Source organism: Streptomyces sp. NPDC022910 (assembly GCF_055561075.1).
On record NZ_JBVHHL010000023.1, the window covers coordinates 63,552 to 89,458 of the forward strand.

General features: G+C 69.7%; 26 protein-coding genes and 1 pseudogene. 15 read left to right on the plus strand and 12 right to left on the minus strand.

Annotation, left to right across the window (positions count from 1 at the left end; all coding sequences use genetic code 11):
* Positions 1 to 93 precede the first annotated feature (93 nt).
* On the minus strand, positions 94 to 1,047 hold the full coding sequence (locus tag ACZ3TS_RS22210) for an endonuclease/exonuclease/phosphatase family protein (RefSeq protein WP_467620396.1): 954 nt from the start codon (positions 1,045 to 1,047) through the stop codon (positions 94 to 96).
* A 136-nt stretch (positions 1,048 to 1,183) separates the two neighbouring features.
* Between ACZ3TS_RS22210 and ACZ3TS_RS22215 the strand changes: the two genes are divergently transcribed.
* Positions 1,184 to 2,557 carry an amidohydrolase gene (locus tag ACZ3TS_RS22215; protein WP_467620398.1) on the plus strand — a complete coding sequence of 458 codons (1,374 nt, stop codon included), beginning with the start codon at positions 1,184 to 1,186 and terminating at the stop codon, positions 2,555 to 2,557.
* A gap of 193 nt (positions 2,558 to 2,750) precedes the next feature.
* Entirely contained in the window at positions 2,751 to 2,924 is a 174-nt protein-coding gene (locus tag ACZ3TS_RS22220) for a hypothetical protein (RefSeq protein ID WP_199835986.1), read from the plus strand.
* Positions 2,925 to 2,939: 15 nt separating this feature from the next.
* Here the strand turns inward: ACZ3TS_RS22220 and ACZ3TS_RS22225 are convergent.
* From ACZ3TS_RS22225 to ACZ3TS_RS22235, 3 genes and pseudogenes are all read right to left on the minus strand, one after another.
* A pseudogene (locus ACZ3TS_RS22225) lies at positions 2,940 to 3,750 on the minus strand (hypothetical protein).
* Positions 3,751 to 3,870: 120 nt separating this feature from the next.
* On the minus strand, positions 3,871 to 4,329 hold the full coding sequence (locus ACZ3TS_RS22230; RefSeq protein ID WP_467620400.1) for a hypothetical protein: 459 nt from the start codon (positions 4,327 to 4,329) through the stop codon (positions 3,871 to 3,873).
* Positions 4,326 to 5,048, minus strand: a complete 723-nt coding sequence (locus tag ACZ3TS_RS22235) for an ATP-binding protein (RefSeq protein WP_467620403.1) — start codon at positions 5,046 to 5,048, stop codon at positions 4,326 to 4,328. The genes ACZ3TS_RS22230 and ACZ3TS_RS22235 overlap by 4 nt, the downstream gene beginning before the upstream one ends.
* A 255-nt stretch (positions 5,049 to 5,303) precedes the next feature.
* Here ACZ3TS_RS22235 and ACZ3TS_RS22240 point away from each other — a divergent pair, with 255 nt between their 5' ends.
* The 3 genes from ACZ3TS_RS22240 (at position 5,304) to ACZ3TS_RS22250 (ending at position 7,325) form a co-directional block, all read left to right on the plus strand.
* The gene (locus tag ACZ3TS_RS22240) at positions 5,304 to 6,164 is read left to right on the plus strand and encodes a helix-turn-helix domain-containing protein (RefSeq protein ID WP_467620406.1); all 861 of its coding nucleotides are present in this window, start codon (positions 5,304 to 5,306) and stop codon (positions 6,162 to 6,164) included.
* The gene (locus ACZ3TS_RS22245) at positions 6,164 to 6,418 is read left to right on the plus strand and encodes a DUF397 domain-containing protein (protein WP_467620408.1); all 255 of its coding nucleotides are present in this window, start codon (positions 6,164 to 6,166) and stop codon (positions 6,416 to 6,418) included. Before ACZ3TS_RS22240 ends, ACZ3TS_RS22245 begins: the two co-directional genes overlap by 1 nt.
* Positions 6,419 to 6,509: 91 nt before the next feature.
* Positions 6,510 to 7,325 carry an SAM-dependent methyltransferase gene (locus ACZ3TS_RS22250; protein WP_467620411.1) on the plus strand — a complete coding sequence of 272 codons (816 nt, stop codon included), beginning with the start codon at positions 6,510 to 6,512 and terminating at the stop codon, positions 7,323 to 7,325.
* Positions 7,326 to 7,428: 103 nt separating this feature from the next.
* On the opposite strand, the gene ACZ3TS_RS22255 is transcribed toward ACZ3TS_RS22250, so the two are convergent.
* The 3 genes from ACZ3TS_RS22255 to ACZ3TS_RS22265 all read right to left on the minus strand — a co-directional run bounded on the left by ACZ3TS_RS22255 (position 7,429) and on the right by ACZ3TS_RS22265 (position 10,398).
* Complete coding sequence (locus ACZ3TS_RS22255) at positions 7,429 to 8,919, minus strand: glutamate synthase subunit beta (protein ID WP_467620413.1); 1,491 nt, start codon at positions 8,917 to 8,919, stop codon at positions 7,429 to 7,431.
* Between the two features lie 105 nt (positions 8,920 to 9,024).
* On the minus strand, positions 9,025 to 9,501 hold the full coding sequence (locus ACZ3TS_RS22260) for an anthrone oxygenase family protein (protein WP_467620416.1): 477 nt from the start codon (positions 9,499 to 9,501) through the stop codon (positions 9,025 to 9,027).
* Between the two features lie 207 nt (positions 9,502 to 9,708).
* Complete coding sequence (locus ACZ3TS_RS22265) at positions 9,709 to 10,398, minus strand: DUF2293 domain-containing protein (RefSeq protein WP_467620419.1); 690 nt, start codon at positions 10,396 to 10,398, stop codon at positions 9,709 to 9,711.
* A gap of 239 nt (positions 10,399 to 10,637) precedes the next feature.
* On the opposite strand from ACZ3TS_RS22265, the gene ACZ3TS_RS22270 reads away from it, so the two are divergent.
* The 3 genes from ACZ3TS_RS22270 (at position 10,638) to ACZ3TS_RS22280 (ending at position 12,298) form a co-directional block, all read left to right on the plus strand.
* Positions 10,638 to 11,279, plus strand: a complete 642-nt coding sequence (locus tag ACZ3TS_RS22270) for a nucleoside/nucleotide kinase family protein (protein ID WP_467620422.1) — start codon at positions 10,638 to 10,640, stop codon at positions 11,277 to 11,279.
* Positions 11,280 to 11,337: 58 nt separating this feature from the next.
* On the plus strand, positions 11,338 to 11,751 hold the full coding sequence (locus ACZ3TS_RS22275; RefSeq protein WP_467620424.1) for a PPOX class F420-dependent oxidoreductase: 414 nt from the start codon (positions 11,338 to 11,340) through the stop codon (positions 11,749 to 11,751).
* Positions 11,752 to 11,869: 118 nt separating this feature from the next.
* The gene (locus ACZ3TS_RS22280; RefSeq protein ID WP_467620426.1) at positions 11,870 to 12,298 is read left to right on the plus strand and encodes a CBS domain-containing protein; all 429 of its coding nucleotides are present in this window, start codon (positions 11,870 to 11,872) and stop codon (positions 12,296 to 12,298) included.
* 22 nt (positions 12,299 to 12,320) lie between these two features.
* Here ACZ3TS_RS22280 and ACZ3TS_RS22285 read toward each other — a convergent pair whose 3' ends face one another.
* Entirely contained in the window at positions 12,321 to 13,448 is a 1,128-nt protein-coding gene (locus tag ACZ3TS_RS22285; protein ID WP_467620428.1) for a magnesium and cobalt transport protein CorA, read from the minus strand.
* Positions 13,449 to 13,691: 243 nt separating this feature from the next.
* On the opposite strand from ACZ3TS_RS22285, the gene ACZ3TS_RS22290 reads away from it, so the two are divergent.
* On the plus strand, positions 13,692 to 14,486 hold the full coding sequence (locus ACZ3TS_RS22290) for a methyltransferase domain-containing protein (RefSeq protein ID WP_467620429.1): 795 nt from the start codon (positions 13,692 to 13,694) through the stop codon (positions 14,484 to 14,486).
* Positions 14,487 to 14,512: 26 nt separating this feature from the next.
* Here the strand turns inward: ACZ3TS_RS22290 and ACZ3TS_RS22295 are convergent, their stop codons facing one another.
* A complete protein-coding gene (locus tag ACZ3TS_RS22295; RefSeq protein WP_467620432.1) occupies positions 14,513 to 15,418 on the minus strand; it encodes a carbohydrate kinase family protein in 906 nt (301 codons plus the stop codon).
* A complete protein-coding gene (locus ACZ3TS_RS22300; protein ID WP_467620435.1) occupies positions 15,415 to 16,320 on the minus strand; it encodes a pseudouridine-5'-phosphate glycosidase in 906 nt (301 codons plus the stop codon). Before ACZ3TS_RS22300 ends, ACZ3TS_RS22295 begins: the two co-directional genes overlap by 4 nt.
* A 98-nt stretch (positions 16,321 to 16,418) precedes the next feature.
* On the opposite strand from ACZ3TS_RS22300, the gene ACZ3TS_RS22305 reads away from it, so the two are divergent.
* Entirely contained in the window at positions 16,419 to 16,847 is a 429-nt protein-coding gene (locus ACZ3TS_RS22305) for a VOC family protein (RefSeq protein WP_467620438.1), read from the plus strand.
* 35 nt (positions 16,848 to 16,882) lie between these two features.
* Here the strand turns inward: ACZ3TS_RS22305 and ACZ3TS_RS22310 are convergent, their stop codons facing one another.
* Together ACZ3TS_RS22310 and ACZ3TS_RS22315 are read right to left on the minus strand one after the other, a co-directional pair.
* Entirely contained in the window at positions 16,883 to 17,437 is a 555-nt protein-coding gene (locus ACZ3TS_RS22310) for a methylated-DNA--[protein]-cysteine S-methyltransferase (protein WP_467620441.1), read from the minus strand.
* A gap of 91 nt (positions 17,438 to 17,528) precedes the next feature.
* Positions 17,529 to 18,401 carry a glycerophosphodiester phosphodiesterase gene (locus tag ACZ3TS_RS22315; protein WP_467620444.1) on the minus strand — a complete coding sequence of 291 codons (873 nt, stop codon included), beginning with the start codon at positions 18,399 to 18,401 and terminating at the stop codon, positions 17,529 to 17,531.
* A 277-nt stretch (positions 18,402 to 18,678) separates the two neighbouring features.
* Between ACZ3TS_RS22315 and ACZ3TS_RS22320 the strand changes: the two genes are divergently transcribed.
* The 5 genes from ACZ3TS_RS22320 (at position 18,679) to ACZ3TS_RS22340 (ending at position 25,784) form a co-directional block, all read left to right on the plus strand.
* On the plus strand, positions 18,679 to 19,545 hold the full coding sequence (locus ACZ3TS_RS22320; protein ID WP_467620446.1) for an MHYT domain-containing protein: 867 nt from the start codon (positions 18,679 to 18,681) through the stop codon (positions 19,543 to 19,545).
* Between the two features lie 40 nt (positions 19,546 to 19,585).
* Complete coding sequence (uvrB, locus tag ACZ3TS_RS22325) at positions 19,586 to 21,724, plus strand: excinuclease ABC subunit UvrB (protein ID WP_467620449.1); 2,139 nt, start codon at positions 19,586 to 19,588, stop codon at positions 21,722 to 21,724.
* Between the two features lie 160 nt (positions 21,725 to 21,884).
* Positions 21,885 to 22,463, plus strand: coding sequence for a TerD family protein (locus tag ACZ3TS_RS22330; protein WP_467620452.1), 579 nt, complete (start codon positions 21,885 to 21,887; stop codon positions 22,461 to 22,463).
* A 45-nt stretch (positions 22,464 to 22,508) separates the two neighbouring features.
* Positions 22,509 to 24,497 (plus strand): TerD family protein, encoded by a 1,989-nt coding sequence (locus ACZ3TS_RS22335; RefSeq protein WP_467620455.1) that lies wholly within the window; start codon positions 22,509 to 22,511, stop codon positions 24,495 to 24,497.
* Between the two features lie 288 nt (positions 24,498 to 24,785).
* Positions 24,786 to 25,784, plus strand: a complete 999-nt coding sequence (locus tag ACZ3TS_RS22340; protein WP_467620458.1) for a TerC/Alx family metal homeostasis membrane protein — start codon at positions 24,786 to 24,788, stop codon at positions 25,782 to 25,784.
* The last annotated feature ends 123 nt before the right edge of the window (positions 25,785 to 25,907 follow it).

Below are 25,907 nucleotides of genomic sequence, written 5' to 3' on the forward strand. Positions count from 1 at the left end.
TCGCTCGAGCGGGAGGTGCCCCAGCCGCCGCGAGGCCCGCCCACCGGGCGGACGACGGGAGTGTGAGGACAGGACCCAGCGGTACGACACGCCTCACGTCCCCAGGCGCGCCCACACCGGTGCATGGTCCGATCCCGGTGCTCCGCGTCGCCCGCCCGGGTCGGCGCCGACCGACGGCAGCCGGAGCGCGTCCTCGCCCGGCAGGCCGGTGCCCGCCGCCGTGAGGCGCTGGACCAGTCGATGACTCACCAGTATGTGGTCGATGAGTTCGCGCCGCCCCGAGGTGATGCGCGAGTACCGCTGGTCCACGGGGATGAGCGGTGCCACGTCCCACAGGCGCACGGAGTCGCCCCGGTCAGGATGCTCGTAACCGGGCGTACCGATCTCGGAGCCGGGCGGGCCCAGCAGGATCTGGGTGGTCGCCGCCTGCACCTCGTCGTTCATGTCGCCCAGCACCGCCACGTCGCGGGTGCTCCCGTCGCCGGCCAGCAGTTCGTCGGCGAGCGTGCGCAGCGCCGTCGCCTCGGCGGTCCGCCGGTAGAGGGCGTACGCGCCGTAGCGGGCTCGTTCGCCCTCGTCGCGCGGCTGGAACCGGCCGCCCGGGTACGACAGCAGCTTCGACTTCAGATGGGCCACCGCGACCGTCAGCGTCAGCGTGCCCGCGGTGATCTCCACCGCCAGGAAGCCCCGGCCGGCGTGCGCCACGGGCGTCCCGTCGTCGTCACCCTGCACGGGCCGCAGCCGCTCGGGGAACCCGTTCGTGTCGGCGAGCACACGCGGCCGCGGACGGCTGAGGAAGCCCACACGGATGCCGCGGTCGTCCACATGCCGGGAGAGGGTGACGTGCCACTCGCCGTCGAGCATCCCGGCCAGGTCCTCGAGTGCCTCCAGGTCCCCGACCTCCTGGACGCCGAGCAGCGTCGGATCGAGCTCTGTGATCACGGCGGCCAGGGCGGCGAGCTTGGTCTCGTACGCGGCTTTGTCCTTGGGGCCGAACGGGCCGCCGGGCCGGTACAGGTTCTCCAGGTTCCAGGTGCCGAGGAGCATGCCGGGCTCCTTCCAGAAGCCGGGTGGCGGGCTGTGGTGAGGCCAGCGTGCGCGCGGATCCGGCACGGGAACAGGGCGGCGACGGGATGCGCGCTCCACCTCGCCCAGGGGTACGAGCACGTCGTACGGTGTCGGGATGACGTCGACTCCGGCCGACCCGCCGACCGCGCCCGCCGACCTCGTCATCACCGGATGCACCGTCCTCGTGCACGACGATCATGAGGGCATCGGCTTCGCGGAGGAGGCCGCGATCGTCGTGCGGGACGGGACCGTGGAGTCGGTGACGCCCGCCGCGGACATCGGGGACCTGCCCGCCGTCGAGCGGATCGACGCACGTGGGCAGGTGGCGCTGCCCGGACTGATCAACTGCCACACGCACTCCCCGATGGTCGCCCTGCGCGGCATCGCCGAGGACCTGCCCGTGGAGGAGTGGTTCAACGACGTCGTGTGGCCCATCGAGTCCAATCTCAGCGAGAAGGACGTGGAGTTGGGCGCCCGGCTCGCCTGCGCGGAGATGATCCGCGGCGGTGTCACCTGCTTCGCCGACCACTACTTCTGCATGGACGCCGTCGCCTCCGTCGTGGCTGACTGCGGGCTCCGCGCCCACTTGGGGGAGGCGTTCTTCTCCTCGCAGGGCACCGAGGGGCGCGACAGGTCACTGGAGTTCGCGCTACGACACCGGGGTGCCGCCGACGGGCGCATCACCACGGCCCTCGCCCCGCACGCCCCGTACACCGTGGACGACGCGGACCTGGAGGCCACCGCCGAACTCGCACACCAGCACGGACTTGCCGTGCACATCCACGCCGCCGAGAACCGTGAGCAGACCGACAACAGCCTGGCGCGACACGGACGTACGCCCATCGAGGTCCTGGGAGCGGCCGGACTTCTCGACGCGAACCTGCTCATCGCGCACGGCACCGGCATCGTGGAGCGCGACCTGCCTGTGCTGGAACGCGCGAGGGGGAGCGTGGCCGTGGTGACCGCGCCCCGTGGCTACCTCAAGTTCGCCTGGCCCACCACGACACCGGTACGGGCCCTGCGCTCCCTCGGGATCCCGGTCGGACTCGCCACGGACGGAGCCGCCTCCAACAATTCGCTGGATGTGTGGGAGTCCATGGCGCTCACCTCCCTGGCGCAGAAGTCGGCCGAGGGCGACCCCCGCTGGCTGACGTCCCGTCAAGCCCTGTACCACGCCACGCTGCAGAGCGCCCAAGCCGTCGGACTCGGCCACCGTATCGGCAGCATCGCGCCGGGGCGCCGCGCGGACCTCGTGCTGGTCGACGTCTCCGGACCGCACACGCAGCCCGTCCACGACCTCGCCGCCACCCTCGTGCACAGCGCCCGCGCGTCGGACGTCCGCACCACGATCGTCGACGGGCGCGTCCTCATGCGTGACCGTGAGCTGCTGACCATCGATCTGCCGTCGACCCTGAGCGAGTTGTGGGACCGGCTCCCCGCGCTCGTCGACCGCGGCCACGGCAGGCGGATCCAAAAGTACGACACATGATCCGCACCACAGGGTCAGCACCGCTCGACAAAGCGGATCATTTCTCTGAATTCCTCGCAATTCCGTGTTGACCGAGTGTCGAATGTGTCTCAGTACCGTCACCTCACGAGCCGTTCATGTGAGGGTAGGCGTTTAACTTTGTGAGCCGACCGGGATCGGCTCGCCGGAACACGGCGTTGCAAGGAGGTGCAGGGTGAACGGGCGAACGGTGCTGGAGCGGTTTCCGGCCGGCGGGCCGCGTGGATCGTGGCCCGCGGAGGAGTTCGCACAGGCGCGCCGCCTGGAGGGGCAGCCCGCGGAGGTCGTCATGGATCTCGCGACGGACGCGTTCCTGGTGATCGTGCCGGGAGCCGATGCCGCGGAGTAGTCGACGCCCCCGGTCTCAGTCGGCTTCCCGGCTGGTGACCTTCGCCGTGAACTGCTCGGCCTGCAGGGCGTACAACTCGGCGTGGACGCCGCCCGCGGCGAGGAGCTCGTCCGGCGGGCCGGACTCCACGAGCCGCCCCCGGTTCAGGACGTGCACCAGGTCGGCGTGGCGCACCGACGCCAGCCGGTGGGTGATGAGGACGACGGTCTGGCCGGAGCCCGCCAGCGCGCGGATCTTGTCGAAGACCTCCAGCTCGGCACCGGCGAGCAGCAGCCAGCCGAGCGTCGCGTACGTCGCCACGGTGGCCACGCCCGTCCACGCGGCGGCCAACAGACCGGGCCAGCCGGGCCAGCCGGGCCTGTTCGGCCTCGGCGGCTTCCGACATCGAGCGGAAGTGACGCAGCAGGAAGGGGCCGACGCCGTGCACGCGGAACACGGCCAGCAGCATCACCACGGCGACCGCGACCAGCGCCGGGACGGCGCCGCGCAGCCGGTCCTCGACCGGGCCGCCCGATATCAGCCGCGCCAGCACGTTGACCGCCAGCAGACTCACCGCCTGCGCCAGACCACGGCCCGCCTCGGCGCCCAGGACTACACGTGCGGCATGCCGGTCGGCCTGCCAGGCGAGCCGGAAGCTCGACGCGAGCAGCGACGGCAGGCGCACGACCATGGCCCGGAAGTTCAGCTCGAGGAACGCGTCGGAGTGCTGCGACCAACCCGTGTCGTAGCGCAGCGGACCGCCGAAGAGCAGTAACTCCGAGTCGGATGTGACCGGAGCGGCCTCATCGGCCTTCTCCTTGCGAGCCTTGCGGGATTTCCTCGCCACGCGTTGACCTCCCCCGAGTGCGGACGAACGAGGGTCTCCCCAGGAAGCAGCTCTCCATCCACCAGGGCCCCGGAGTTTCGTCACGGCGGGCGATTTCGGACAGAGGCAGCAGTCGTTCGGTCAGGCGCTGAGCGGACGCGACCACGCCGGCGTGGTGCCTGTGACCCGGCACAGTGCCAGATAGAGCGGGATCGGCGGGGTGTAGGGCACGTTGTCGGCCGGACAGTGGATGAGACCGGGGGTGTCCGGCACGTCCGGGAGGAGCGCGCCCGTCACGTAGCGAGAGGGCGTCGGCCAGTCCAGTGCGACATCGGAGTCGGAGGGCACGATCCACCACCAGTCGGCCCGGTCGGCGTACACACAGCCCACCCGCGGCAGCCGGGGCAGCAGCAGAGGCCCGTAGTGGGCGGGCACGGCCACCGCGTCGCAACCGAGCGGGACGGTCATGCCGTCGGGCAGGGGAAGCCGCCTCGACACCGCTTCGGGTGTCCGCTGCTCCCGCCTGAGGCGGACCAGCGAGTCCAGGGTCAGGACCTGCGCGGTCCCGGGCCCTGCGGCCCGTGCACCCCTCTCACTCATTCGGTCCCCGCCCCCCAGGACGCGTCCGCCCCGGAACCCCGGCTGTCGGCAGGGGGACGCTTCGCGCTCCAGCCCAGGTCGGACCGTGCCTCTCCGTTCACCGGCGGTTTCCTGACGCTCCAGCCGAGGTCGTACCGCGCGGTCGTGTGCTCGGTCGCCCGGGACCTGCCGCCGGAACACGACAGGTCCCGGGACGGCTGCGCCGGGTGGGGCCGCTCGCCGGACGGCGGCTGGTCGGCCTCCCGTGCCAGCTCGGCCCAGACCAGCAGCCCGGGGCCCGCCTCCTGGGCGCCCCAGGCCCGGCACAGGGCCGCGACGAGAAGCAGTCCCCTCCCGTGCTCCTCCTCGGGGCGCTGCGGACCGGGGTGCGGCCCGCCCGGAGCGCATCCCTCGTCCCGTACGTCTATGCGTACCACGTCGTCCGCGTCGTGCAGTTCACAGACGACGTGCTCTCCGGCGGTGTGCACGATCGCGTTGGTCACCAGCTCGGAGACGACCAGAGCCGCCGTGTCGCAGGTGTCCTCGCACACCGCCCAGGCTGAAAGCCGGGCGTGTGTCAGCTGCCGGGCCCGTGCGACGGAGCCCGGATGTGCGGCCAGTTCGAAGCGGAACCGGCGCTCGGCGGCCGCGCCGGGGCGCACGTGTGCGGCGCCGCCCGGCCCGGACCGGTCTGCGGCGGCGTCTGTTCCTAACGGCGCGGACGGAATCACGCTTGCCACTATCGCCTTGGCGTGAACACTTGGCAAGTGTCACTCTGAAAATTGCAGAGTGCAGTGTGCCTCCGCGAGGCTGCATGGCACACTGCTCGCAACGGCACGACGAACGGCGCCAGTTGGGATCCGTAGCGGGGGCTTGCACGTCCGCCGCTCGCGTCGGGAGTTCGCGTATCGAGTTCGAACGCGGGCGTTGACCGGTGCGGTTTCGAACGGCGCCGTCCGGGCTGTCAGGACACAGGAGGACGTGAGAGGTGCGAGGTGAGCGAGCCACGGTCGGCGCCGACGGTCGGTCAGGTCGTGCTCGGCCGACGCCTGCTCGACCTGCGGGAACGTGCGGGTCTCAAGCGGGAGGAGGCCGCGCGCATCCTGCGTGTCGCACCAGCCACCGTCCGCCGTATGGAGACGGCCGAGGTCACCCTGAAGATCCCGTACCTCCAGCTGCTGCTGAAGTCGTACGGCGTGGGCGACGAGGAGGCCGAGGCTTTCGTCCAACTGGCCGAGGAGGCCAACAGACCGGGCTGGTGGCAGCGGTTCCACGACATCCTGCCGGGCTGGTTCTCGATGTACGTCAGCCTGGAGGGCGCCGCCGCGCTCATCCGCCAGTACGAACCCCACTTCGTGCCCGGAATCATGCAGACCGAAGAGTACGCCCGGGGCGTCCTGAAGTCGGGCGCCATCGGGCAGACCAGACCCGAGGACATCGAGCGCCACGTGGCGCTGCGCATGCAGCGCCAGGAACTGCTGACACGTGAGAACGCGCCCCGCACCTGGGCCGTGATGGACGAGACGGCCCTGTGCCGCGCGGTCGTCGGCCCCCGGGTCATGCGCGCCCAGGTCGAGAGGCTGCTGGAGGTCATGAAGCTGCCCCATGTGACGCTGCAGGTGCTCGAGTTCTCCTCGGGCCCGCATCCCGGCACGTACGGGCCCTTCGTACTGTTCCGATTTGCCATGTCAGAGCTGCCGGACATGGTCTACAGCGAGTACCTGACCGGAGCCGTCTACCTGGACGGGCGCGCCGAGGTGGCGACCCACCTCGAGGTCATGGACCGCATGGCGGCTCAGGCCGCTACGGCACAACGCACGAAGGAGATCCTCGAGGATCTCCGCAAGGAGCTGTAATGGAACGCACCACACCACGCAAACGCGTCTACAACGGCATGCCCGCCCGCGAACTCGGCAGCGAGGGCTGGCACAAGCCGTGGAGCGGGGGCAACGGCGGCAACTGCCTGGAGGCGATGAAGCTCGCCGACGGCCGGATCGCCGTCCGCCAGTCCACCGACCCGGACGGGCCCGCGCTGATCTACACCTCCGACGAGATGACCGCGTTCATCCAGGGGGCGAAGGCGGGGGAGGCAGACTTCCTGCTCTCGTAACTCCCTTGTTGATTCGCGACGTTGTTCACCGCATCTACTAAATTGGCCTTCAGTTGATCATTGACTGTCCTACAGACTCACGGAGTTCCTCATGACCGGGCAGGACCCCGCCCAGGACGCCGTCGTCATCGACACGAGCAAGCCGCATCCCGCGCGCATGTACGACTGGTACCTCGGCGGGAAGGACAACTATCCCGTCGACGAGGAGATGGGCCGTCAGATGCTCGCCCTCGACCCGAGGGTGCCGGTGATGGCGCGGGTCAACCGCGCGTTCATGCACCGCGCCACGCGCTGGTTGGCCCACAACGGTGTACGGCAGTTCCTGGACATCGGCACGGGCATCCCCACCGAGCCCAACCTTCACCAGATCGCCCAGCAGATCGCGCCGGACGCCCGCGTCGTCTACTGCGACAACGACCCGATCGTGCTGGCCCATGCGGCGGCCCTGCTGCGCAGCACGCCCGAGGGGGTGACCGAGTACCTGCAGGCCGACGTGCGGGACTCGGCCACCATCGTCGAGGGGGTCAAGCGGATCCTTGACCTCAGCCGGCCCGTGGCGCTCTCCCTCGTCGCGCTGCTGCACTTCGTCTCCGACGAGGACGGCGCGCACGAACTGGTCGATCGGCTGTTGTCCGAACTGCCCTCCGGCAGCTATCTGATGATGACCCATGCCACCGCCGACTTCACGCCGCAGGAGTCGGCGGCGGCGACGGAGAAGCTCAGGGCGGCCGGAGTCACGCTGGCGCTTCGCTCGCGCGACGAGTTCGCCCGCTTCTTCGACGGTCTCGACCTCGTCGAACCCGGTGTCGAGGTGGTCCACAAGTGGCACCCGGAACTGGGCGACCCGGTGCCCGGACAGGACGACGGCGTCATCCCCGGCTACGGGGCGGTGGGCCGCAAGCCGTAGTCGCCGCGTCACAGCCGGGCCGTATGAGCCGTGGGGCGACTTCCGGGCGTCTCACGGCACCACCGCAATGCCGGGCCGCTCACCTGGCTTCCTTGACGCGTGCTTACGCCGTCATCGGACGGTCGTACGGCCCGATCGGCGCCGGCAGGCGTGTCGCCCCGTCGCTCAGATGCCGGTCCACCGCGGCCGCCACGGCCCGCCCCTCCGCTATCGCCCACACGATCAGCGACTGTCCGCGCGCGGCGTCCCCGGCGGCGTACACGCCGGGCACGTTCGTCGCGAAGTCCTGGTCCCGTGCGATCGTCCCGCGCGCGTCGAGTGCCAGCCCGAGCTGGTCGATCAGCCCGTCCCCGCGGTCGGGTCCCGAGAACCCCAGCGCGAGCAGCACGAGGTCGGCGGGGAGCGTCCGCCCGGTGCCCGGCAGCGGCTGCCGCCGGGCGTCCACCTCGACCAGGTGCAGCGCCCGTACGTGCCCGTCCGCGTCTCCCGTGAAGCGCAGCGTGGAGGCCGCGAAGAGCCGCGCGTCCGCGTTCGCCGCGGGCGCAGTCCGCAGATCCCGCGCCTCCTCGTGGGCGGCGGACAGCCGGTAGATCTTCGGATACGTCGGCCACGGCTCGGTGTCCTCGTTCCGGTCCGCTTCCGGCAGCGGGTAGATGTCCAGCTGGGACACGGACGCGGCCCCTTCGCGCACCGCCGTCCCCAGACAGTCGGCCCCGGTGTCCCCGCCACCCACGATCACGACGTGCTTCCCGGCCGCCGACAGCGGCGAGACCTCCAGATCCCCCTCGCACACCCGGTCGGCCAGCGGAAGGTACTCCATCGCCTGGTGTATCCCGGCCAACTCACGCCCGGGCACGTCGAGTTCGCGCCAGGCCGTGGCACCGGTCGCGATTACCACGGCGTCGTACCGGGCTCTCAGCTCGGCGGCTCCGATGTCCTTCCCTATGGCCGTCGACGTACGGAACTTCGTCCCCTCGGCGCGCATCTGCTCCAGGCGCCGGTCCAGATGCCGCTTCTCCATCTTGAACGCCGGTATCCCGTACCGCAGCAGCCCCCCGATCCGGTCCGCCCGCTCGTACACCGCCACCGTGTGTCCGGCACGGGTGAGCTGCTGGGCCGCTGCGAGCCCCGCAGGCCCCGACCCGATGACCGCAACGGTCCGCCCCGACAGCCGCTCCGGCGGGCGCGGCGGCGCGAACCCCTCCTCCCAGGCCCGGTCCGCGATGGCCACCTCGACGTTCTTGATGGTGACCGCGGGCTGGTTGATGGCGAGCACACATCCCGCCTCACAGGGCGCCGGACACAACCGCCCCGTGAACTCCGGGAAGTTGTTCGTGGCGTGCAGCCGGTCGCTCGCCGCCCGCCAGTCCTCGCGCGAGACGAGGTCGTTCCACTCGGGGATCAGGTTCCCGAGCGGGCAGGCCTCGTGGCAGAACGGGATCCCGCAGTCCATGCACCGGTTCGCCTGCCGGCTGATGATGGGCAGCAACGCACCCGGGACGTACACCTCGTTCCAGTCCCGCACCCGTTCCTCGACGGGCCTGCGGGGCCACTCCTCGCGGGGTGTGGACATAAATCCCTTGGGATCGGCCATGGCCGTCCCCCTTGCGTACGCGTACGGGATCGTTTCCTGCCACAATACGACGCCGCCGCCCCGCACGCCGCTCGGCACCGGGGCCTGTGCGACTGGCCCAGGGGTTCAGCTGAGGGCGAGGACGTAGGACACCGCGGCACCGGCCGACGCGGCGGTGCGGACGTGGTTCCACATCGTCCACTCGCTCATGTAGGGACGCCAGTACACGGCCGCCTCCGGAGAGCCGGAGTCCATCCGCAGGAGCGCCTCGTTGCGGGGAACGTTCGCCGCAGCAGTCACTCCGAACACACCTATCAGATACAGGGCGCTGCCCAGCAGCAGTTCCACCCTGGCGTCGGGCCACAACACGAACGTCACCACGGCAAGCACGGCGCACAGCACCGCCGATCCCACAAACAGGATCATGAACGCCGGTGTCATCGCCGCCCTGTTGATCGCGTTCATCGCGGCGAACCCCTGTGCCGGCGGCAGCGTGCCGAGCCCACGCATCACGAATGCCGAGAACCCGAAGCACACCCCCGCCACCAGCCCGGTTCCGAGCACCCCGAGCACGATCAGCACGAAGTACGGCCCATCCGTCATGTCAACTCCCGCCTCGCTCCCCTGAACGCAGAGATCCTTCCCACCCCCGCCTGTCACTAGAAGTGAAACGTCGCACGAGACCGGTGACCATGCGCGGGCGGCGCGGGCGCATGCGCCCGCGTCCAACGGACCGCGCCGAGCGGGACCACGCGGCGGCATGTGTCACCTCCGGAGCCGCTGCGCGTGCCCACCCGGCCCCGCCCGGGATCACGCCGCCTCCCGAAGCCCCCACTCCCGCAGCACCGATTCCACGCTGTCCGCGATGCGCCGCCGTGCCTCGGGCCGCGGTACCCCGCCCATCAGCAGCTCGTCGTACGGCGTCTCCGTGTGCCGTACGGCCGCCCGCACCGCGGCCGTCACCGCCTCCGGGGACAGCGCCCGCCCGGCCGCACTGCGCCCGACCCTCCCGCTTCCGCGCACCGACGCATGCGCCGCGATCTCCTGCGCCCGCCCGGCCGGGCACCCGGGAAACAGCCGCAGGATCTCCCGCGTGAAGGCCTCCGTAAAGCGCACGTCCTCCGCCGCCCGCCGCCGGGCGTCCCGCGCCCGGCGCCTGCGCCGTACCTCCGCGTCGGCCAGACACCGCTCCTCGGCCAGCATGAGTGCCGCCTCCTCGACGAGCACCCCCTGCCGCTCGTACCGGCCGTGGCGCCGGTTGAACCGCACCACCACCGCCGACAGCGCGCTCGCCTCCCGCGAGCGCCGAGTCAGTGCCGTATCGCCCCGCGGCAGGAACACGAGATGCCCGAGGTCCGCGCAGTCCAGACACCGGGGCGCCGCGTCCTCCAGTACCACCAACGGCAACGGTCCCCTCTGGCACTGGGCACAGTGCCGCCGCTTGACCGGCTGGAACACCAGAAGTCCGCTCCGGGGCTGAGGAGTTGAGATCGGCGCCATAACCGCTTCATTCCCCTCCCGCCGGCGCGACCATCGCTAAGGAACGAAACGGTCCGGTGACCCTGCAGGGCGTGGCCCGACGAGTGGTGCCGGTGACCCGGGTTCCGACATCTCACCCCGCCGCCGCGTGTGCACAGCGTCGCCGTTCCGTCACATGTCGTGCCGCCGGTTCGCCATCGAGGTGCACCCGCCCTCCCGTCGGCGGCCGTGCGGTGGGTTCGCCGTCGGGGCGCGGCATCATGGGCCGTGTGCGACTGGAAGCGATCACCTGGGAACGGCTCGGCGACCTCCTCGCCGAGCGCCTGCTCGACCTGAAGCCCTCCGACGGCAGCCTCTGGCCGCGCATCGCGTTCGACGGAGCCCCGGCGGCCAATCCCGGCGACCTCGCCCAGCGAGTGTCCGACGCGTTGCGTATACGCGGTCGGCCCTCGCTCGTCGTCGGCACGGAGGGCTTCCTGCGCCCCGCCTCCGTCCGCCTCGAGTACGGTCGCCGGGACCCTGAGTCCTATTATGACGGCTGGCTCGACACCGGCGCCCTGTGGCGCGAGGTCTTCGGACCCCTCGACCCCGGCGGCGACGGCCGCGTGCTGCCAGACCTGTGGGACCCGGTCACAGACCGGGCCACCCGGAGCCCCTACGTCCAACTCCCACCCGGTGGAGTGCTGTTGCTCCATGGCCCCCTCCTCCTGCGACACTGGTTCCCCTTCGACCTGACCGTCCATGTGCTCCTCTCTCCCGGCGCGCTCCGCCGCCGCACCCCGGAGTCGGAGCATTGGACACTCCCCGCCTTCGAGCGCTACGAGACGGAGACGGACCCGGGCGCCGCCGCGGACCTGATGATCCGCGCGGACGACCCGCGCCACCCTGCCTGGAACGGCTGACTCACGCCGGACTCCGAAAAACGCTTTACATGCATGTGCATGTAGTTACCCTGGTTCCATGACTTCCCCCTCCGGCTCCACGGTCGTCTTCGACGACTCCGTCCGCGCCCTCCTCGACGGCAAGAACTTCGCCAGCGTGGCCAGCCTCGGCCCCGACGGTGCCCCCCAGAACTCGGTCGTCTGGATCAAGCGCGAGGGCGACGCCGTCCTCTTCTCCTCGGCCGACGGCCGTCAGAAGGTGCGCAACCTGCGCCGCGACCCCCGCGTCAGCCTCTCGGTCTTCGATCTCGCCGACCCCTACACCTCGGTCGAGATCCGGGGCACCGTCGAGATTCTTCCCGACGACGAGAAGCGTCTCCCGTACGAGCTATCGCACAAGTACCTGGGCATCGATCCTCCCGGGGAGCGGGACGACGAGGCCCGTGTGATCATCCGCGTCGTCCCGCGGAAGATCGTGCGCTTCTCGGCCTGAGCGTCGGCCGCCCGGTCGCTCCGGGTGCATTTCCCCTGGGACACGGCAAGAATGAAGGGCGCCGGGACATGCGGTACGTCCTGTGTCGCGCCGGCCGTCCGGCATCGGGAGGTACTCCATGACCACCGCCGGAGACATCATGCACCGTGGTGCCCAGTGGATCCCCGCCCATGAGACCCTGGACCGAGCCGCCCAGCTGATGCGCGAACTCAACGTCGGTGCACTGCCCATCAGTGACGAGAACGAGCGGCTTTGCGGCATCCTCACCGACCGCGACATCGTCGTCGGCTGCGTGGCCATGGGCCACGACCCCTCACGCGTGACCGCGGGTGACATGGCCCAGGGCACGCCGCGTTGGATCGACGCGAACGCCGAGGTCGACGAAGTGCTCAACGAGATGGAGGAGCACCAGATCCGCCGGCTTCCCGTCATCGAGAACAAGCGTCTCGTCGGCATGATCAGCGAGTCCGACCTGGCCCAGCATCTGACGGATGATCAGCTCGCCACCTGGGTCGAAAGCGTCTACGCGAGGACCACGACGCGCTGACCCGACGCGCTGACCCGGCGCACTACAGCCAGCCGTTGCGCTTGAACCCCCGGTACAGGACGAGGCAGCCGACGGCTATCGCGACCAGGACCAGTGGATAGCCCACTCTCCAGTGCAACTCGGGCATGTAGGTGAAGTTCATGCCGTAGACGCCGGTGATCATGGTCGGCACGGCGATGAGAGCGGCCCACGCCGTGATCCGCCGCATGTCCGCGTTCTGCGCGACGCTCACCTGCGCGAGATGTGCCTGCAGGATCGAGTTGAGCAGCTCGTCGAAGGCGGCTATCTGCTCGGTGGCGCGCAGCAGGTGGTCGGAGACGTCCCGGAAGTACGCCTGTATTTCCGGGTCGATCACCCGGATCGGCCTGGTGGCCAGCTCCTGGATGGGACGGTCCAGCGGTGCCACTGCCCGCCTCAACTCAAGGAGTTCGCGCTTGAGCTGGTAGATGCGCCCTGGATCCAATCGCGCGCCGTTCTCCGCGAAGACATCCGTCTCGACCTGGTCGATATCTTCCTGCACCGCGTCCGTGACGCTCAGATAGTCGTCCACCACGTGGTCGGCGATCGCGTGCAGGACCGCCGCAGGCCCCTTCGCGAGCTGCTGCGGGTTGGCCTCCAGCTCCTCGCGCAGAGGGCCGAGCGAACCATGCCGGCCGTGCCTGACCGTGATAACGAAGGCGGGGCCGATGAACACCATGATCTCGCCGGTGTCCACCACCTCGCTCGTCGCGGTCAACTCCTTGTGCTCCACGTAGCAGACAGTCTTGAAGACCGCGAACAGCGTGTCCCCGTACCGCTCAAGTTTCGGGCGCTGATGCGCCTCCACCGCGTCCTCGACCGCCAGCGGGTGGAGGTCGAAGAGCTCGGCGATGCCCGAGAACTCCCGGTCCGTCGGCTCGTGCAGGCCGAGCCAGACGAAGCCGTCGTCACTCTTGCGGACCCGCTCCACTGCCTCGACCAGATCGCGGCCGCCGGGAACGCGCACGCCGTCCTGGTACGTCACGCAGTTGACCACTGCGGAGCCCAGCGGTGACCGGGCGGGGTGGCTCAGGTCGACGCGCGCACGACGCCGTGTCAACCGCGCCACCTTGCGGAGGCCGCCGACCCTGCCGAGGCTCGTCACCTTCCGCAGATTCCCTGCCATGGACATCTGGATCTCCTTGCGTGGATCTCCTCGCGCCGCACTCTGCGCCGTCGCGAGCCAGTCTGCCAGTCCGACTCGATCGCCGGAAAAGCCTGTGGAAACGGAACATTCCGCTTTGTCATGCGAGTTGCAGGGCTGCTGTAGGGCGTTTGTGCGGCTGGGGCCCGCGGCCGCACGAGGCCCTGTGTGCGGGGCCCGCGCGGAGCGTCGTCGCGCACGAACGAGCAGGTCGACTGGGATGATCTCCCCATGACGCCAACCGACGGGTATCTCCTCGACAACCGGCAGACCGAGGCGGGCCGGCGTTTCGACGCGCTCTCCGCCCTCTTCGATCCCACGACGTTCCGCCACATCGAGAACCTCGGCATCGGACTCGGCTGGCGCTGCTGGGAGGTCGGCGCCGGCGGCGCCTCTGTGATCTCCTGGCTCGCCAAGAAGGTGGGCCCGACCGGAAAGGTCGTCGCGACGGACATCGACACCTCGTGGGCGGCGTCGGCCGCGCGTTCCCCGATCGAGGTCCAGACCCATGACGTGGGTGTCCAGGAACCGCCGGGGGAGGACTTCGATCTCGTGCACGCCCGGCTCGTCCTCGTTCACGTGCCGGACCGGGAGCGGGCGTTGCGATCGATGGTCAAGGCGCTGCGCCCGGGCGGACGGATCCTGGTCGAGGATGCTGACCCGGCGCTCCAGCCCCTCATCTGCCCGGACGAGCACGGCCCCGAACAGCAGCTCGCCAACCGCCTGCGCACGGGATTCCGCACGCTCCTCGCCGAACGCGGCGCCGACCTGTCGTACGGCCGCAGACTCCCTCGCCTGCTTCGCGAGGCGGGTCTGCGTCGCGTGGAGGCCGATGCGTACTTCCCCGTCACCTCGCCGGCTTGTGCCGCCCTCGAAGTCGCGACGGTCCGTCAGATCCGCGACCGCCTCGTCTCCGCCGGCCTGGCCACGAACGAGGAGGTCGACCGCCATCTGTCCAATGTCGCCTCGGGCACGATGGATCTGGCAACGGCCCCGATGATCTCGGCGTGGGGATACAAGGAGTAGGGGCACGCGGCTCGTAGGCCCGGGGCCTACTTGGCGCCCTTCGCGGGTCTCCCTCCCACCTTCTCCACCGCCATGGCTCCCGCTCTGCACCCTTCCGCGGCCGCCACCTCCGGCTCGGCCCCCGTCAGCAGCGCCGCGAGGAACGCTCCGGTGAACGCGTCGCCTGCCCCGGTCGTGTCCCGAGGGATGGCGGGCACCGCCGGAATCCGGGCCCGCACGGCTCCCGATGCGGCCACCAGCGCGCCCTCCGCGCCCTGCTTGGTGACCACCAGAGGGACATGACGGCTCAACTTGGCCGCCGCGTCCGCCGGGTCGGGCAGTCCGGTCAGCAGACACGCCTCACCCCGGCTGGGCAGCAGCACGTCGACTCCCTCGGTGAGAGCCAGGAACCTGTCCACGCCCAACTCGTTGAGGAATCCCGCGGACGCCGGATCCAGACTCACCGGCACCCCCCGCGCGCTGGCCGCCTCCATGGCCACCGTCGCCAGCGCCCGGCTCGGCTCGGAGAAGAACAGATAGCCCGACAGATGCAGCCGTACGACACCGTCGAGCAACGCGTCCGCCCAGTCACCGGGTGACAGCCGCAGCGACGCCCCGCTGTCCGTGAGAAACGTGCGCTCGGCCGAGGCGCCCGCGTCCACCAGACAGACAACCGTCCCCGTGGGCGCCTCTGGATCGACGACGAGGCGGGGTAGCACGCCCGACGCCGCCAGCTCTCTCTCGTGCCAGGCCACGGCCTCGGCCCCGACGCGTCCCAGCAGCCGTACGTCCGGGCAGCCCCAATGGGCTGCCCAGCACGCCACGTTCGCGCCCGCGCCACCGGGCAGCGTCCGGATGGCGGCTACCGTGTCCGTGCCCGACGCGAGCGGGCCGCGGTGCCGGGCGACGACGTCCGTGATGACGTCCCCGACGACGAGCAGTGCCCCGCTCACGCCCCCGCCCAGGCCGCCGCGATCCGCGCCGCGAGCCGTACGTTCCCCCGTACCGCCGCCAGATTGGCGCTCAGCGAGGCCCCGTCGGTGTGCCGGACGAGATGGTCGAGCAGGAACGGCGTGACCGCCTGACCGGTGACGCCCTCCTCTTCGCACGCGTGCAGCGCGTCGGCGAGCACGCGCGCGTGGAGACCGGGGTCGAGCTGTTCCTCCGGCGGGACCGGATTGGCGACGATGAGCGCCGACTCCGGACCGCCCAGTGCGTCCTGCGCACGCATGACCTCCGCCACCTGTCCCGGCGACGTCAGGGTCCAGTCGACCGGATGTCCCGAGTCGGACAGATAGAAGCCCGGGAAGCGATCCGTGCGGTAACCGGCCACGGCGACGCCCAGCGTCTCCAGACGCTGCAGCGTCGCCGGTACGTCCAGGATCGACTTCACGCCGGCGCACACCACGGTGATCCTGGTCCGTGCCAGCAGCCTCAGATCGGCGGACTCGTCCTGGGTCACCGTCCAGTCCCGGTGGACGCCGCCTAACCCGCCCGTCGCGAACACCCGCACCCCCGCGAGTGAGGCCAGCAGCGCCGTCGCGGACACGGTCGTCGCCCCGCTCACTCCTGCTGCGACCGCGAGCGGCAGATCGCGATGCCCCAGCTTGCGGATGCCGTCCTCGTTCGCGACCCGCTCCACCTGCTCCTTGTCGAGGCCGACATGGGCCCGGCCGTCCAGGACGGCGATCGTCGCCGGTACAGCGCCTTCTCCCCGGACGACGTGCTCCAGTTCCAGCGCGACCTGGAGATTGCGCGGGCGCGGCAGCCCGTGGGCGATGATCGTCGACTCCAGAGCCACCACGGGCCGGTGCGCGGCGAGCGCCTCCCGTACCTCTTCGGACACCACCAGCACGCGCGTGCCTCCTGTCTTCCGGTCTTTCCTCATCTCTGGCGGGAGGCATCCCCGCCCAAACCCTTGCGAGCTGTGGGGAAGGACACCAGCCTGGAGGCATGACGGACAACTCGCCACGTCTCGACCATGTCGTCCTGTGGGTCCGGGAGCCGGTCGCCGCCGCCGGTTTCTACGAGGAGGCGGTCGGTCTGGAGCCTCTCAGGGTCACTGATTTCGCCGAGGGCAAGGAGTCGTTCCCGTCCGTGCGGCTCAATGAGGAGACGATTTTCGACCTCGCTCCTCTCTCCCTGGCGGAGGACACGAGAATGGTCCCAGGGGCTGCGGAGAGTGCTGGGCATCCCGTGAACCATGTGTGCGTGTCCCTCAAGGAGGATGCTTTCGACTCCCTGAGGGCACGCCTGGAGGAGCGGGCCGTCCCCGTCTCCGACTTCTCTCACGACTCCTTCGGCGCCCGCGGCGCGGCCCGGCGCAGCTTCTACTTCCGTGACCCTGACGGGAACGTCTTCGAGGCACGGCACTACGAGTAGCGCACACGGGTGCCCCCGCCGCGGGGGGACCCGGCTCAGAACAGCGGCTCCGGCAGCACCCCTTCGATCGCCAGCAACTTTCGCTTGGTCTCCAGCCCGCCCCCGAACCCGCCTATGCCGCCGTCGCTCTCGACCACGCGGTGGCACGGCACCACCACCGGCAGCGGGTTCGAACCCATGGCCACCCCGACGGCCTGGGCCGCGCCCGCCTGACCGACCCGGCCGGCCAGGTCGCCGTAGCCCACCACCGTGCCGTACGGCACGCCGGACGCCAGCTCGCGCAGCACCTGGCGGTTGAACCCGGTGATCAGGGACCAGTCCAACGGCAGCTCGAAGTCACGCAGCTCACCGGTGAAATATGCCGCCACCTGGCGTATCGCATCGGCCAGGAGCGGTGAGCCGGGATCCTCGACCGGGTCCGTGCCGAGCCGGGACGCGAGCCGCTCCAGCGACTTGTCACGCACGGCGTCCGTCGCGTGGAACACCACGTTCACCAGGCCGTCGCGCGTGGCGGCCAGCAGCAGCGGACCGATGTCGGTCGCGACGACGGCCCACACCAACTGCTGCTCGTACTGCCCATGACTGTCCATGCGCCCACCGTACGGCGCCGCACTGACAACGCCCCGCGGATGTGGTCGGGGCGACGTCCGCACCTCCGGGCGCGTCGGTTCAGAAGGCGGTTCAGTAGGCGGTGACCGCTCTGCGCACCACGTCGGGCGTGTTCGTGATGATGCCGTCCACGCCGAAGCCGGCCACTCGCCGGGCCTCGCCCGAGCTGTTGACGGTCCAGGCGAAGACCTTCACCGGCTTTGCATGCGGGCCCTTGAGCGCGTGGACGGCGGAGACGTAGCGGGGGGAGAGCCTGGTGTACTCCGAATTGATCTGGTCGGCGAAGCGCGCGTAGGCCGTCAGTTCCGTCACCCGGGGCGTGCCCAGGTACGCGGTCCTGACCCCCGGCCGCAGCTCGCGGACCCTCCGCACGCTGTCCCTGCTGAAGCTCTGGACGATCAGCCTGTTCCTGAGGTGGTCCGGGTCGAGCCAGCCTTTGTTGCTCAGGACTTCGAGGGTCTGTCGCTCGATTCCCGGGTACAGCTCAGGGTTCTTGATCTCCAGGACCAGCTTCTGGTGGTGGTGCGACACGCGCTCCATGTACTGGCCCAGTGTCGGCACGCGCGCGTCCGCGTACTGGGGTCCGAACCAACTCCCCGCGTCCAGGCGTGCGATTTCCCTGGCGGTGAAATCCTTCACCCGCCAGGGGGCCCGCTTCGGGAACAGCCGCTTGACGTCGGTGGTGCGGTCCAAGGTGGCGTCGTGGATCACGACGAGCCGGCCGTCCTTGGTGCGCTGCACGTCGTTCTCGACCCAGGTGATGCCCATGGCGGCAGCCCTGTCGACGGCGGCCAGGGTGTTCTCGGGTGCGTACGCGGAGGCGCCGCGGTGGGCGACGACGACCGGGCCGTCACCGCCGGTGGCATCGGCGTGAGGGCTGGGCAGTATGGCGACGCTGAGTCCGAAGAACGCGGTGGTCGTGGCGGCGGCAGCACGCGCGTGCATGTGTACTCCTCGCGTCGGTTGGTCACATACAGCACCAGAGTGACAGCAAAGAGTAAAGAGGTGTGGGTGCAGGAAAACCACAGATTGACTGGAGTTGCCCAAAGCTGCTCACAGACGCCGCACAAGTGCGGCAGCGCCGTGATTCTTTGCCGGAAAATCGTTCGACCGTTCCGGCGGGGGTCATACTCTCTGCGTCAACCCTGACCGTCGTCGCGGTCCTGGGGACGGGGGCATTTGCCGTATCTGGAACGCATCAGTGTGGGGAGGACAGCCGCGTATGCAGGGCACCGTCGACGGCTTCAGGTACGGACTCGTCACACCCGTGGTGGCGTACCTCATGGCCTGCCTCGGCGGCGCGCTCGGACTACGCTGCACCGCCAGATCCATGCTGGTCGCCCAGTCCTGGCGGGCCGGCTGGCTCGCCCTGGGGTCGGCCGCGATCGGGTCCGGCATATGGACCATGCACTTCGTCGCGATGATGGGTTTCACCGTACAGGGGACCCCCATCCACTACGACAGGGCGATCACGTTCGCGAGCCTCGCGGTCGCCATCGTCATGGTCGGCGTCGGCGTCTTCATCGTCGGCTACCGGGGGGCGACGGGGGTGGCGCTCTTCACGGGGGGCACCATCACGGGCCTGGGAATCGCCTCGATGCACTACCTGGGTATGGCCGGGATGCGCCTCAACGGTGTCCTCGCCTACAACACCCTCACGGTCGCCGCCTCCGTCGTCATAGCGGTCGTCGCGGCGACCGCCGCCCTGTGGGCGGCCGGACAGATCCGCGGATTCCTGTGGAGCATCGGCGCGAGCCTGGTCATGGGACTCGCGGTCAGCGGCATGCACTACACGGGCATGGCCGCCCTCCGGGTCCATCTGCACACCTCGTCCGGTACGCCGGCCGGCGACTCACCCGCCGCCCTGCTCGCCCCGCTGATGATCGGTCCGCTCGTCTTCCTCTGCCTGGCCGGCGTCGTGGTGATGTTCGACCCGCTGATGGTCATGGGCAAGCCCGACTGGACCCCGGCGGAGCGCAAGCCCGGCGTGCCAGCCCACCCCGAGATCGCTCACACCGGCCGGCGCCCGCTGTCCCGCACAGGCCAGCGCGCCGGACACCGCGGCTCCCGCACCCCGCAGAACCGGTGATCCGACCCCGTTGTCAGTGCGGGGTCGTACGGTGGATGGCATGCGGCCCGTTTCACAGATCGAACGCACGGTGGCGCCCTTCGAGGTCGTCAGCCCCTACCAGCCGAGCGGTGACCAGCCGACGGCCATCGCCGAGCTGGAAAAGCGCATCCACGCAGGTGAGAAGGATGTCGTCCTGCTCGGCGCGACCGGCACCGGCAAGTCCGCCACCACCGCGTGGATGATCGAGAAGCTCCAGCGCCCCACCCTCGTGATGGCGCCGAACAAGACGCTGGCCGCCCAGCTGGCCAACGAGTTCCGCGAGCTCCTGCCGAACAACGCGGTCGAGTACTTCGTCTCGTACTACGACTACTACCAGCCCGAGGCGTACGTCCCGCAGTCGGACACGTACATCGAGAAGGACTCCTCGATCAACGAGGAAGTGGAGCGCCTGCGGCACTCTGCGACCAACTCGCTGCTCACCCGCCGCGACGTCATCGTGGTCGCCTCGGTCTCCTGCATCTACGGGCTCGGTACTCCTCAGGAGTACGTGGACCGGATGGTCACCCTCAAGGTCGGCGACGAGATCGACCGCGACCAGCTGCTGCGCCGCTTCGTCGACATCCAGTACACGCGCAACGACGTGGCGTTCGCGCGTGGCACTTTCCGGGTCCGCGGCGACACCATCGAGATCTTCCCGGTCTACGAAGAGCTGGCCGTCCGGATCGAGATGTTCGGCGACGAGATCGAGGCCCTCTCCACCCTCCACCCGCTCACCGGCGAGGTGATCAGCGACGACGAGCAGCTGTATGTCTTCCCGGCCTCCCACTACATCGCGGGCCCCGAGCGCATGGAGCGGGCGATAAACGGCATCGAGAAGGAGCTGGAGGAGCGCCTGGCCGAGCTGGAGAAGCAGGACAAGCTCCTGGAGGCCCAGCGGCTGCGCATGCGCACGACCTATGACATCGAGATGCTCCGCCAGATCGGGACCTGCTCCGGTGTGGAGAACTACTCGATGCACTTCGACGCGCGCGAGCCCGGCTCCCCGCCGAACACGCTGCTCGACTACTTCCCGGATGACTTCCTGCTGGTCATCGACGAGTCGCACAACACCGTGCCGCAGATCGGTGCTATGTACGAGGGCGACGCCTCCCGTAAGCGGACCCTCGTGGAGCACGGCTTCCGGCTGCCGTCCGCTCTGGACAACCGGCCTCTGAAGTGGGAGGAGTTCCAGGAGCGCATCGGCCAGACCGTGTATCTGTCGGCGACACCCGGCAAGTACGAGCTCTCGCGCGGGGACGGCTTCGTCGAGCAGATCATCCGCCCCACCGGCCTCGTCGACCCCGAGGTCGTGGTCAAGCCCACCGAGGGCCAGATCGACGACCTGGTTCACGAGATCCGCAAGCGCACCGAGAAGGACGAGCGCGTCCTGGTCACCACGCTCACCAAGAAGATGGCCGAGGACCTCACCGACTACTTCCTCGAGCTCGGTATCCAGGTGCGCTACCTGCACAGCGACGTGGACACCCTGCGCCGCGTGGAGTTGCTGCGTGAACTGCGGTCGGGCGAGTTCGACGTCCTGGTCGGCATCAACCTCCTCCGGGAGGGCCTCGACCTGCCCGAGGTGTCCCTGGTGGCGATCCTCGACGCCGACAAGGAGGGCTTCCTGCGCTCGGGAACCTCACTCATCCAGACCATCGGCCGTGCCGCGCGAAACGTCTCCGGCCAGGTCCACATGTACGCCGACAAGATCACCCCGGCGATGGAGAAGGCCATCGAGGAGACCAACCGCCGCCGGGAGAAGCAGATCGCGTACAACACGGCGAACGGCATCGACCCGCAGCCGCTCCGCAAGAAGATCAACGACATCGTGGCGCAGATCGCCCGAGAGGACGTCGACACGGAGCAGCTGCTCGGTACGGGCTACCGCAAGGCCAAGGACGGCAAGGGCGCCAAGAGCCCGGTGCCCTCGCTCGGCAGCCAGGCGATCAAGGGCGCGAAGGCGGTCAAGGGCAAGGCCAAGGAGACGGTTCCGACCGACCGCCCCGCGGCCGAACTCGCCGAGCAGATCGAGGAGCTGACGGAACGGATGCGGGCCGCCGCCGCGGACCTGCAGTTCGAGATCGCGGCCCGGCTGCGCGACGAGGTCTCCGAGATGAAGAAGGAACTGCGTCAGATGAGGGAGGCGGGCCTGGCCTGACGTCCCCGCCAATCTTGCCGGACCCCGGTGTCCGCGCAGTGTGTTGCAAGACCGACACAAAGCGCGGTGCGGGGTTCGGCACTGTCAGTGCCGCTGCGTAGGGTTTTGGCATCCGCGGAGTCCGCGGTCAACAGGGGACAGTTCGAGAGGGGAACAGCGCGTGACCGTCAACTTGACCAAGGGTCAGGCCATCAGTCTGCAGAAGAACGACGGAGGCACGCTGACCGCGGTGCGCATGGGGCTCGGCTGGCAGGCCGCCCCCCGGCGTGGGCTGTTCGGCTCGCGCACCCGGGAGATCGACCTCGACGCGTCCGCCGTGCTCTTCGCGGACAAGCAGCCCGTGGACGTCGTCTTCTTCCGCCACCTCGTCAGCGACGACGGCTCCGTGCGGCACACCGGTGACAACCTCGTCGGCGGTGCGGGCCAGGGCGGCGACGACGAGGCGATCCTCGTCGACCTGCAGCGCATCCCGGTCCACATCGACCAGATCGTCTTCACCGTGAACTCGTTCACGGGCCAGACGTTCCAGGAGGTGCAGAACGCGTTCTGCCGCCTTGTCGACGAGACCAACGGCCAGGAGCTGGCCCGCTACACCCTTGCGGGCGGCGGCGCGTACACGGCGCAGATCATGGCCAAGGTGCACCGCTCGGGTACGGGCTGGACCATGACGGCTCTCGGTACCCCCACCAACGGCCGCACCTTCCAGGACCTGATGCCGGCGATTCTGCCCCACCTGTAGGCGGCCGGACGCCTGGAACACGAAGCGACGTAGGGGGACGAGGCGATGACGGCCGAGCTGGTCCGGGGGCAGAACCACCCGCTTCCCCAGGTCCGACTTGAGGTCCGGGTGTCGGCCGGCAAGCCGATCGTGGCCGGGGCCACGCTCAGCGACGAGCAGGGCAAGGTGCGCGGCAGCGAGTGGGTGGCTCATCCCGGCGCGCCCACCCTCCCAGGCCTGGAGGTGTCCAAGCAGGCGGCGGCCGACCACCGTCTCGCGTTCGACCTCGACGCCCTGCCGAAGAGCGTGCACCGGGTCAATGTGCTGCTCGCTCTGCCGACGGAGACCGGCGGTCCGGTGCGGTTCGGTGCCGTCGCCGCGCCCTTCGTCGCGGTCACCGGTCTCGACGGCGCCGAGGTCGCCAGCTACACCATCACCGGGCTGGATTCCGAGTCCGCCGTCATCGCGCTGGAGCTCTATCGCAGACAGGACGTCTGGAAGGTGCGCGCGGTCGGCCAGGGATACGCGGGCGGCCTCGCCGCGCTCTTCACCGACCAGGGCCTGCCGGAGGCCCGGCAACTCGCGGGCAGCATCAACGAAGCGGTGGTTCAGGGCCTGGCCCGCTCGGTGGCACCGCCCCCGCAGCGCATGCCGGGGAGCGACCGCACACGCCAGACGCCGGCCCCCGCGGCACCCCAGGGCGCCTCCGGCGCAGTACCGCCGCAACAGGGTGCGCCCGATGTACCGCCGCAAGGTGCGCCCGATGGGCCCCAGCAGGGGTCTCCGTACGACCTCACCGGCGCGACGAGCCCTGTCCCCCAACCCGCATCCGGCGGACCGGTCGACTACACGCACCCGGGTCGGCGGACCGCGCCGCCGCCCCCACCCCCGCCGACCGCACCCCCTGCCGCGCCCGGGCAGCCCATGCAGCCCGTCGCGGGTGACGCGACCGGCTGGTCCATGGAAGAGCGGCTCTACAACCAGGTCTGGGGGATGTTCGAAGACCTGGCGCGGACGGCCGCCGCATACCGCAGCGCCGTCGACTTCGCCGACTCACGCATGGAGCAGGAGCTGGACAGGGTCCTGTCCGATCCGCGCAGCCGTATCGGCGGACAGGGCGTCGCCGCACGCGAGGCGACCCAGGCCAAGCACACCCAGCTCGTCACCCAGGCCAGGGCGGCGCTCGACCGTGACCTCACCCAGCTCATCGCCGAGTCCGATGTCGTCGAGCCCGCTCTGCCTCCCGCGTTCGCGCGCTGGGACAACCCGGTCTGGCACGGCTATCGGGTTCCGATGGAGGTACCCATGGCCGTGCGCCTCGGTGATCTGCACCTGCCCGAGAGCGAGAGCCTGCGTATCCCCATGCTGGTCAGACTGCCGTTGGAGCGCGGGCTGTGGATCGACAGCGGCCGCTCCGGCTCGTTCGATTCGCTCGCGGACCCGGACGAGCTGCGCGGCCTCGCCATGGAAGCGGCGGTGGCGCACGCGTCGCGGCTGCTCGCCGTGTACCCGCCCGGCGAGTTCGCGGCGCACGTCATCGACCCGGCGGGTTCGGGTACCCCTGCGCTGGCACCTCTCGTGCAGTCGGGTGTGCTCGCCGCTCCGCCCGCCGCCGGCGCCCAGGGCGTGGCCGATGTGCTGACCAGGCTGGCACAGCGCGTCGACCTGGTGCAGATGGCGGTGCGCGGTGGTGCGTCCGAGTCGCTGCCACCGGGCCTCGACACGGCCGAACAACTGCTGCTCGTGAACGACTTTCCGCACGGTTTCGACGACCGGGCCGTGACCCAGTTGCGTTATCTCGCGGACGAGGGCCCGGCCGTCGGTGTCCGCCTGATGATGGTCGCCGACCGGGACGAGGCCGCCGCCTACGGGCCGCTGCTCGACCCGCTCTGGCGCTCCCTGCTCCGGCTCACTCCTGTGTCGGACGACCACCTCGCGGACCCCTGGGTCGGCCACGCCTGGACGTACGAGCCGCCCCGCGTTCCACGGGACAGTCAGGTGCTTCGACAGGTACTCGCCCAGGTCGCCGAGATGCGCCGCTCCTGGAACCGTTGATCCAGGACCGGGGTTCTCGCCAAGAGCAAGTAAAGCCCCTCTGACCTCGGGGTTTGGTCTTTTCTTTACCGATCTCTTTACCTTTCCTTGGTGCTTCGGGTACTCTCATCCACACGGAGGGGAGTACTCCCTGTCTGCTGCGGCGTACCCGTCAATACGGATCAGGCCAGATCCCGGGGCGTCGGCCCGCACCGCACCGGGCGCACCACGCGCCCAGGGCACGCGGGTGGAAGAGACCTCCGGTAGCGACGACGCTGACAATTGCCGTGACGTACTGCCGGAGGCGCAGTGAATGTTTCCCTGACCCTGTGGGTCCTGACGATCGTGGGCCTCGCCGTCCTGATCGCGGTCGACTTCTTCATCGGCCGCAAGCCGCACGACGTGTCGATCAAGGAAGCCGGTATCTGGACGATCGTCTGGATCACCTTGGCCGGACTGTTCGGACTGGGGCTGCTCGTCTTCGGCGGCGGCCAGCCGGCCGGAGAGTTCTTCGCCGGCTTCATCACCGAGAAGTCACTGAGCGTCGACAACCTCTTCGTCTTCGTCCTGATCATGGCGAAGTTCGCGGTGCCCTCGCAGTACCAGCAGCGCGTACTCCTCGTCGGTGTGCTGATAGCCCTGGTGCTGCGAGCCGTCTTCATCGCCGCGGGCGCCGCGATCATCGCGTCCTTCTCCTGGGTCTTCTATCTTTTCGGCGCGTTCCTGATCTGGACCGCCTGGAAGCTGATCCAGGAGGCCAGGGCCGAGGAGGAGAACGAGGAGTACGAGGAGAACAAACTGCTGAAGGCCGCTGAGCGCCGCTTCGGCGTAGCCGACCGCTATCACGGCACCAAGCTGTGGATCCGGCAGAACGGCAAGCGGGTCATGACGCCGATGCTGGTCGTGATGCTGGCGATCGGCACCACGGACGTGCTCTTCGCCCTCGACTCCATACCCGCGATCTTCGGCCTGACCCAGGACCCGTACATCGTCTTCACGGCCAACGCGTTCGCGCTGATGGGCCTGAGGCAGCTGTACTTCCTCATCGGCGGCCTGCTCAGGAAGCTGGTCCACCTCTCGTACGGTCTGTCGATCATCCTCGGCTTCATCGGCGTCAAGCTGGTGCTGCACGCTCTTCACGAGTCCGGGGTTCATGTGCCCGAGATCTCCATACCGGTGTCGCTCGGCGTGATCTGTGCGGTCCTGATCGTCACGACGATCACCAGCCTGACGGCCTCCAGGCGTAAGGAGGCGGTCGAAGCGAAGCAGAACGCCGAGGGCGCTCCGAAGGACAGTGCCGAGGCGTGACCTTGTCGATTTTGGACATCGCCAGGGGCGCCACCGCCAACCGCCGGGTACCCCTCGCGAGGCCCCCGCGCGGAGCAGCCGCTGCCGGACCTGGAATGCGGCGCCCGGGGGCGTCTGCGAGGA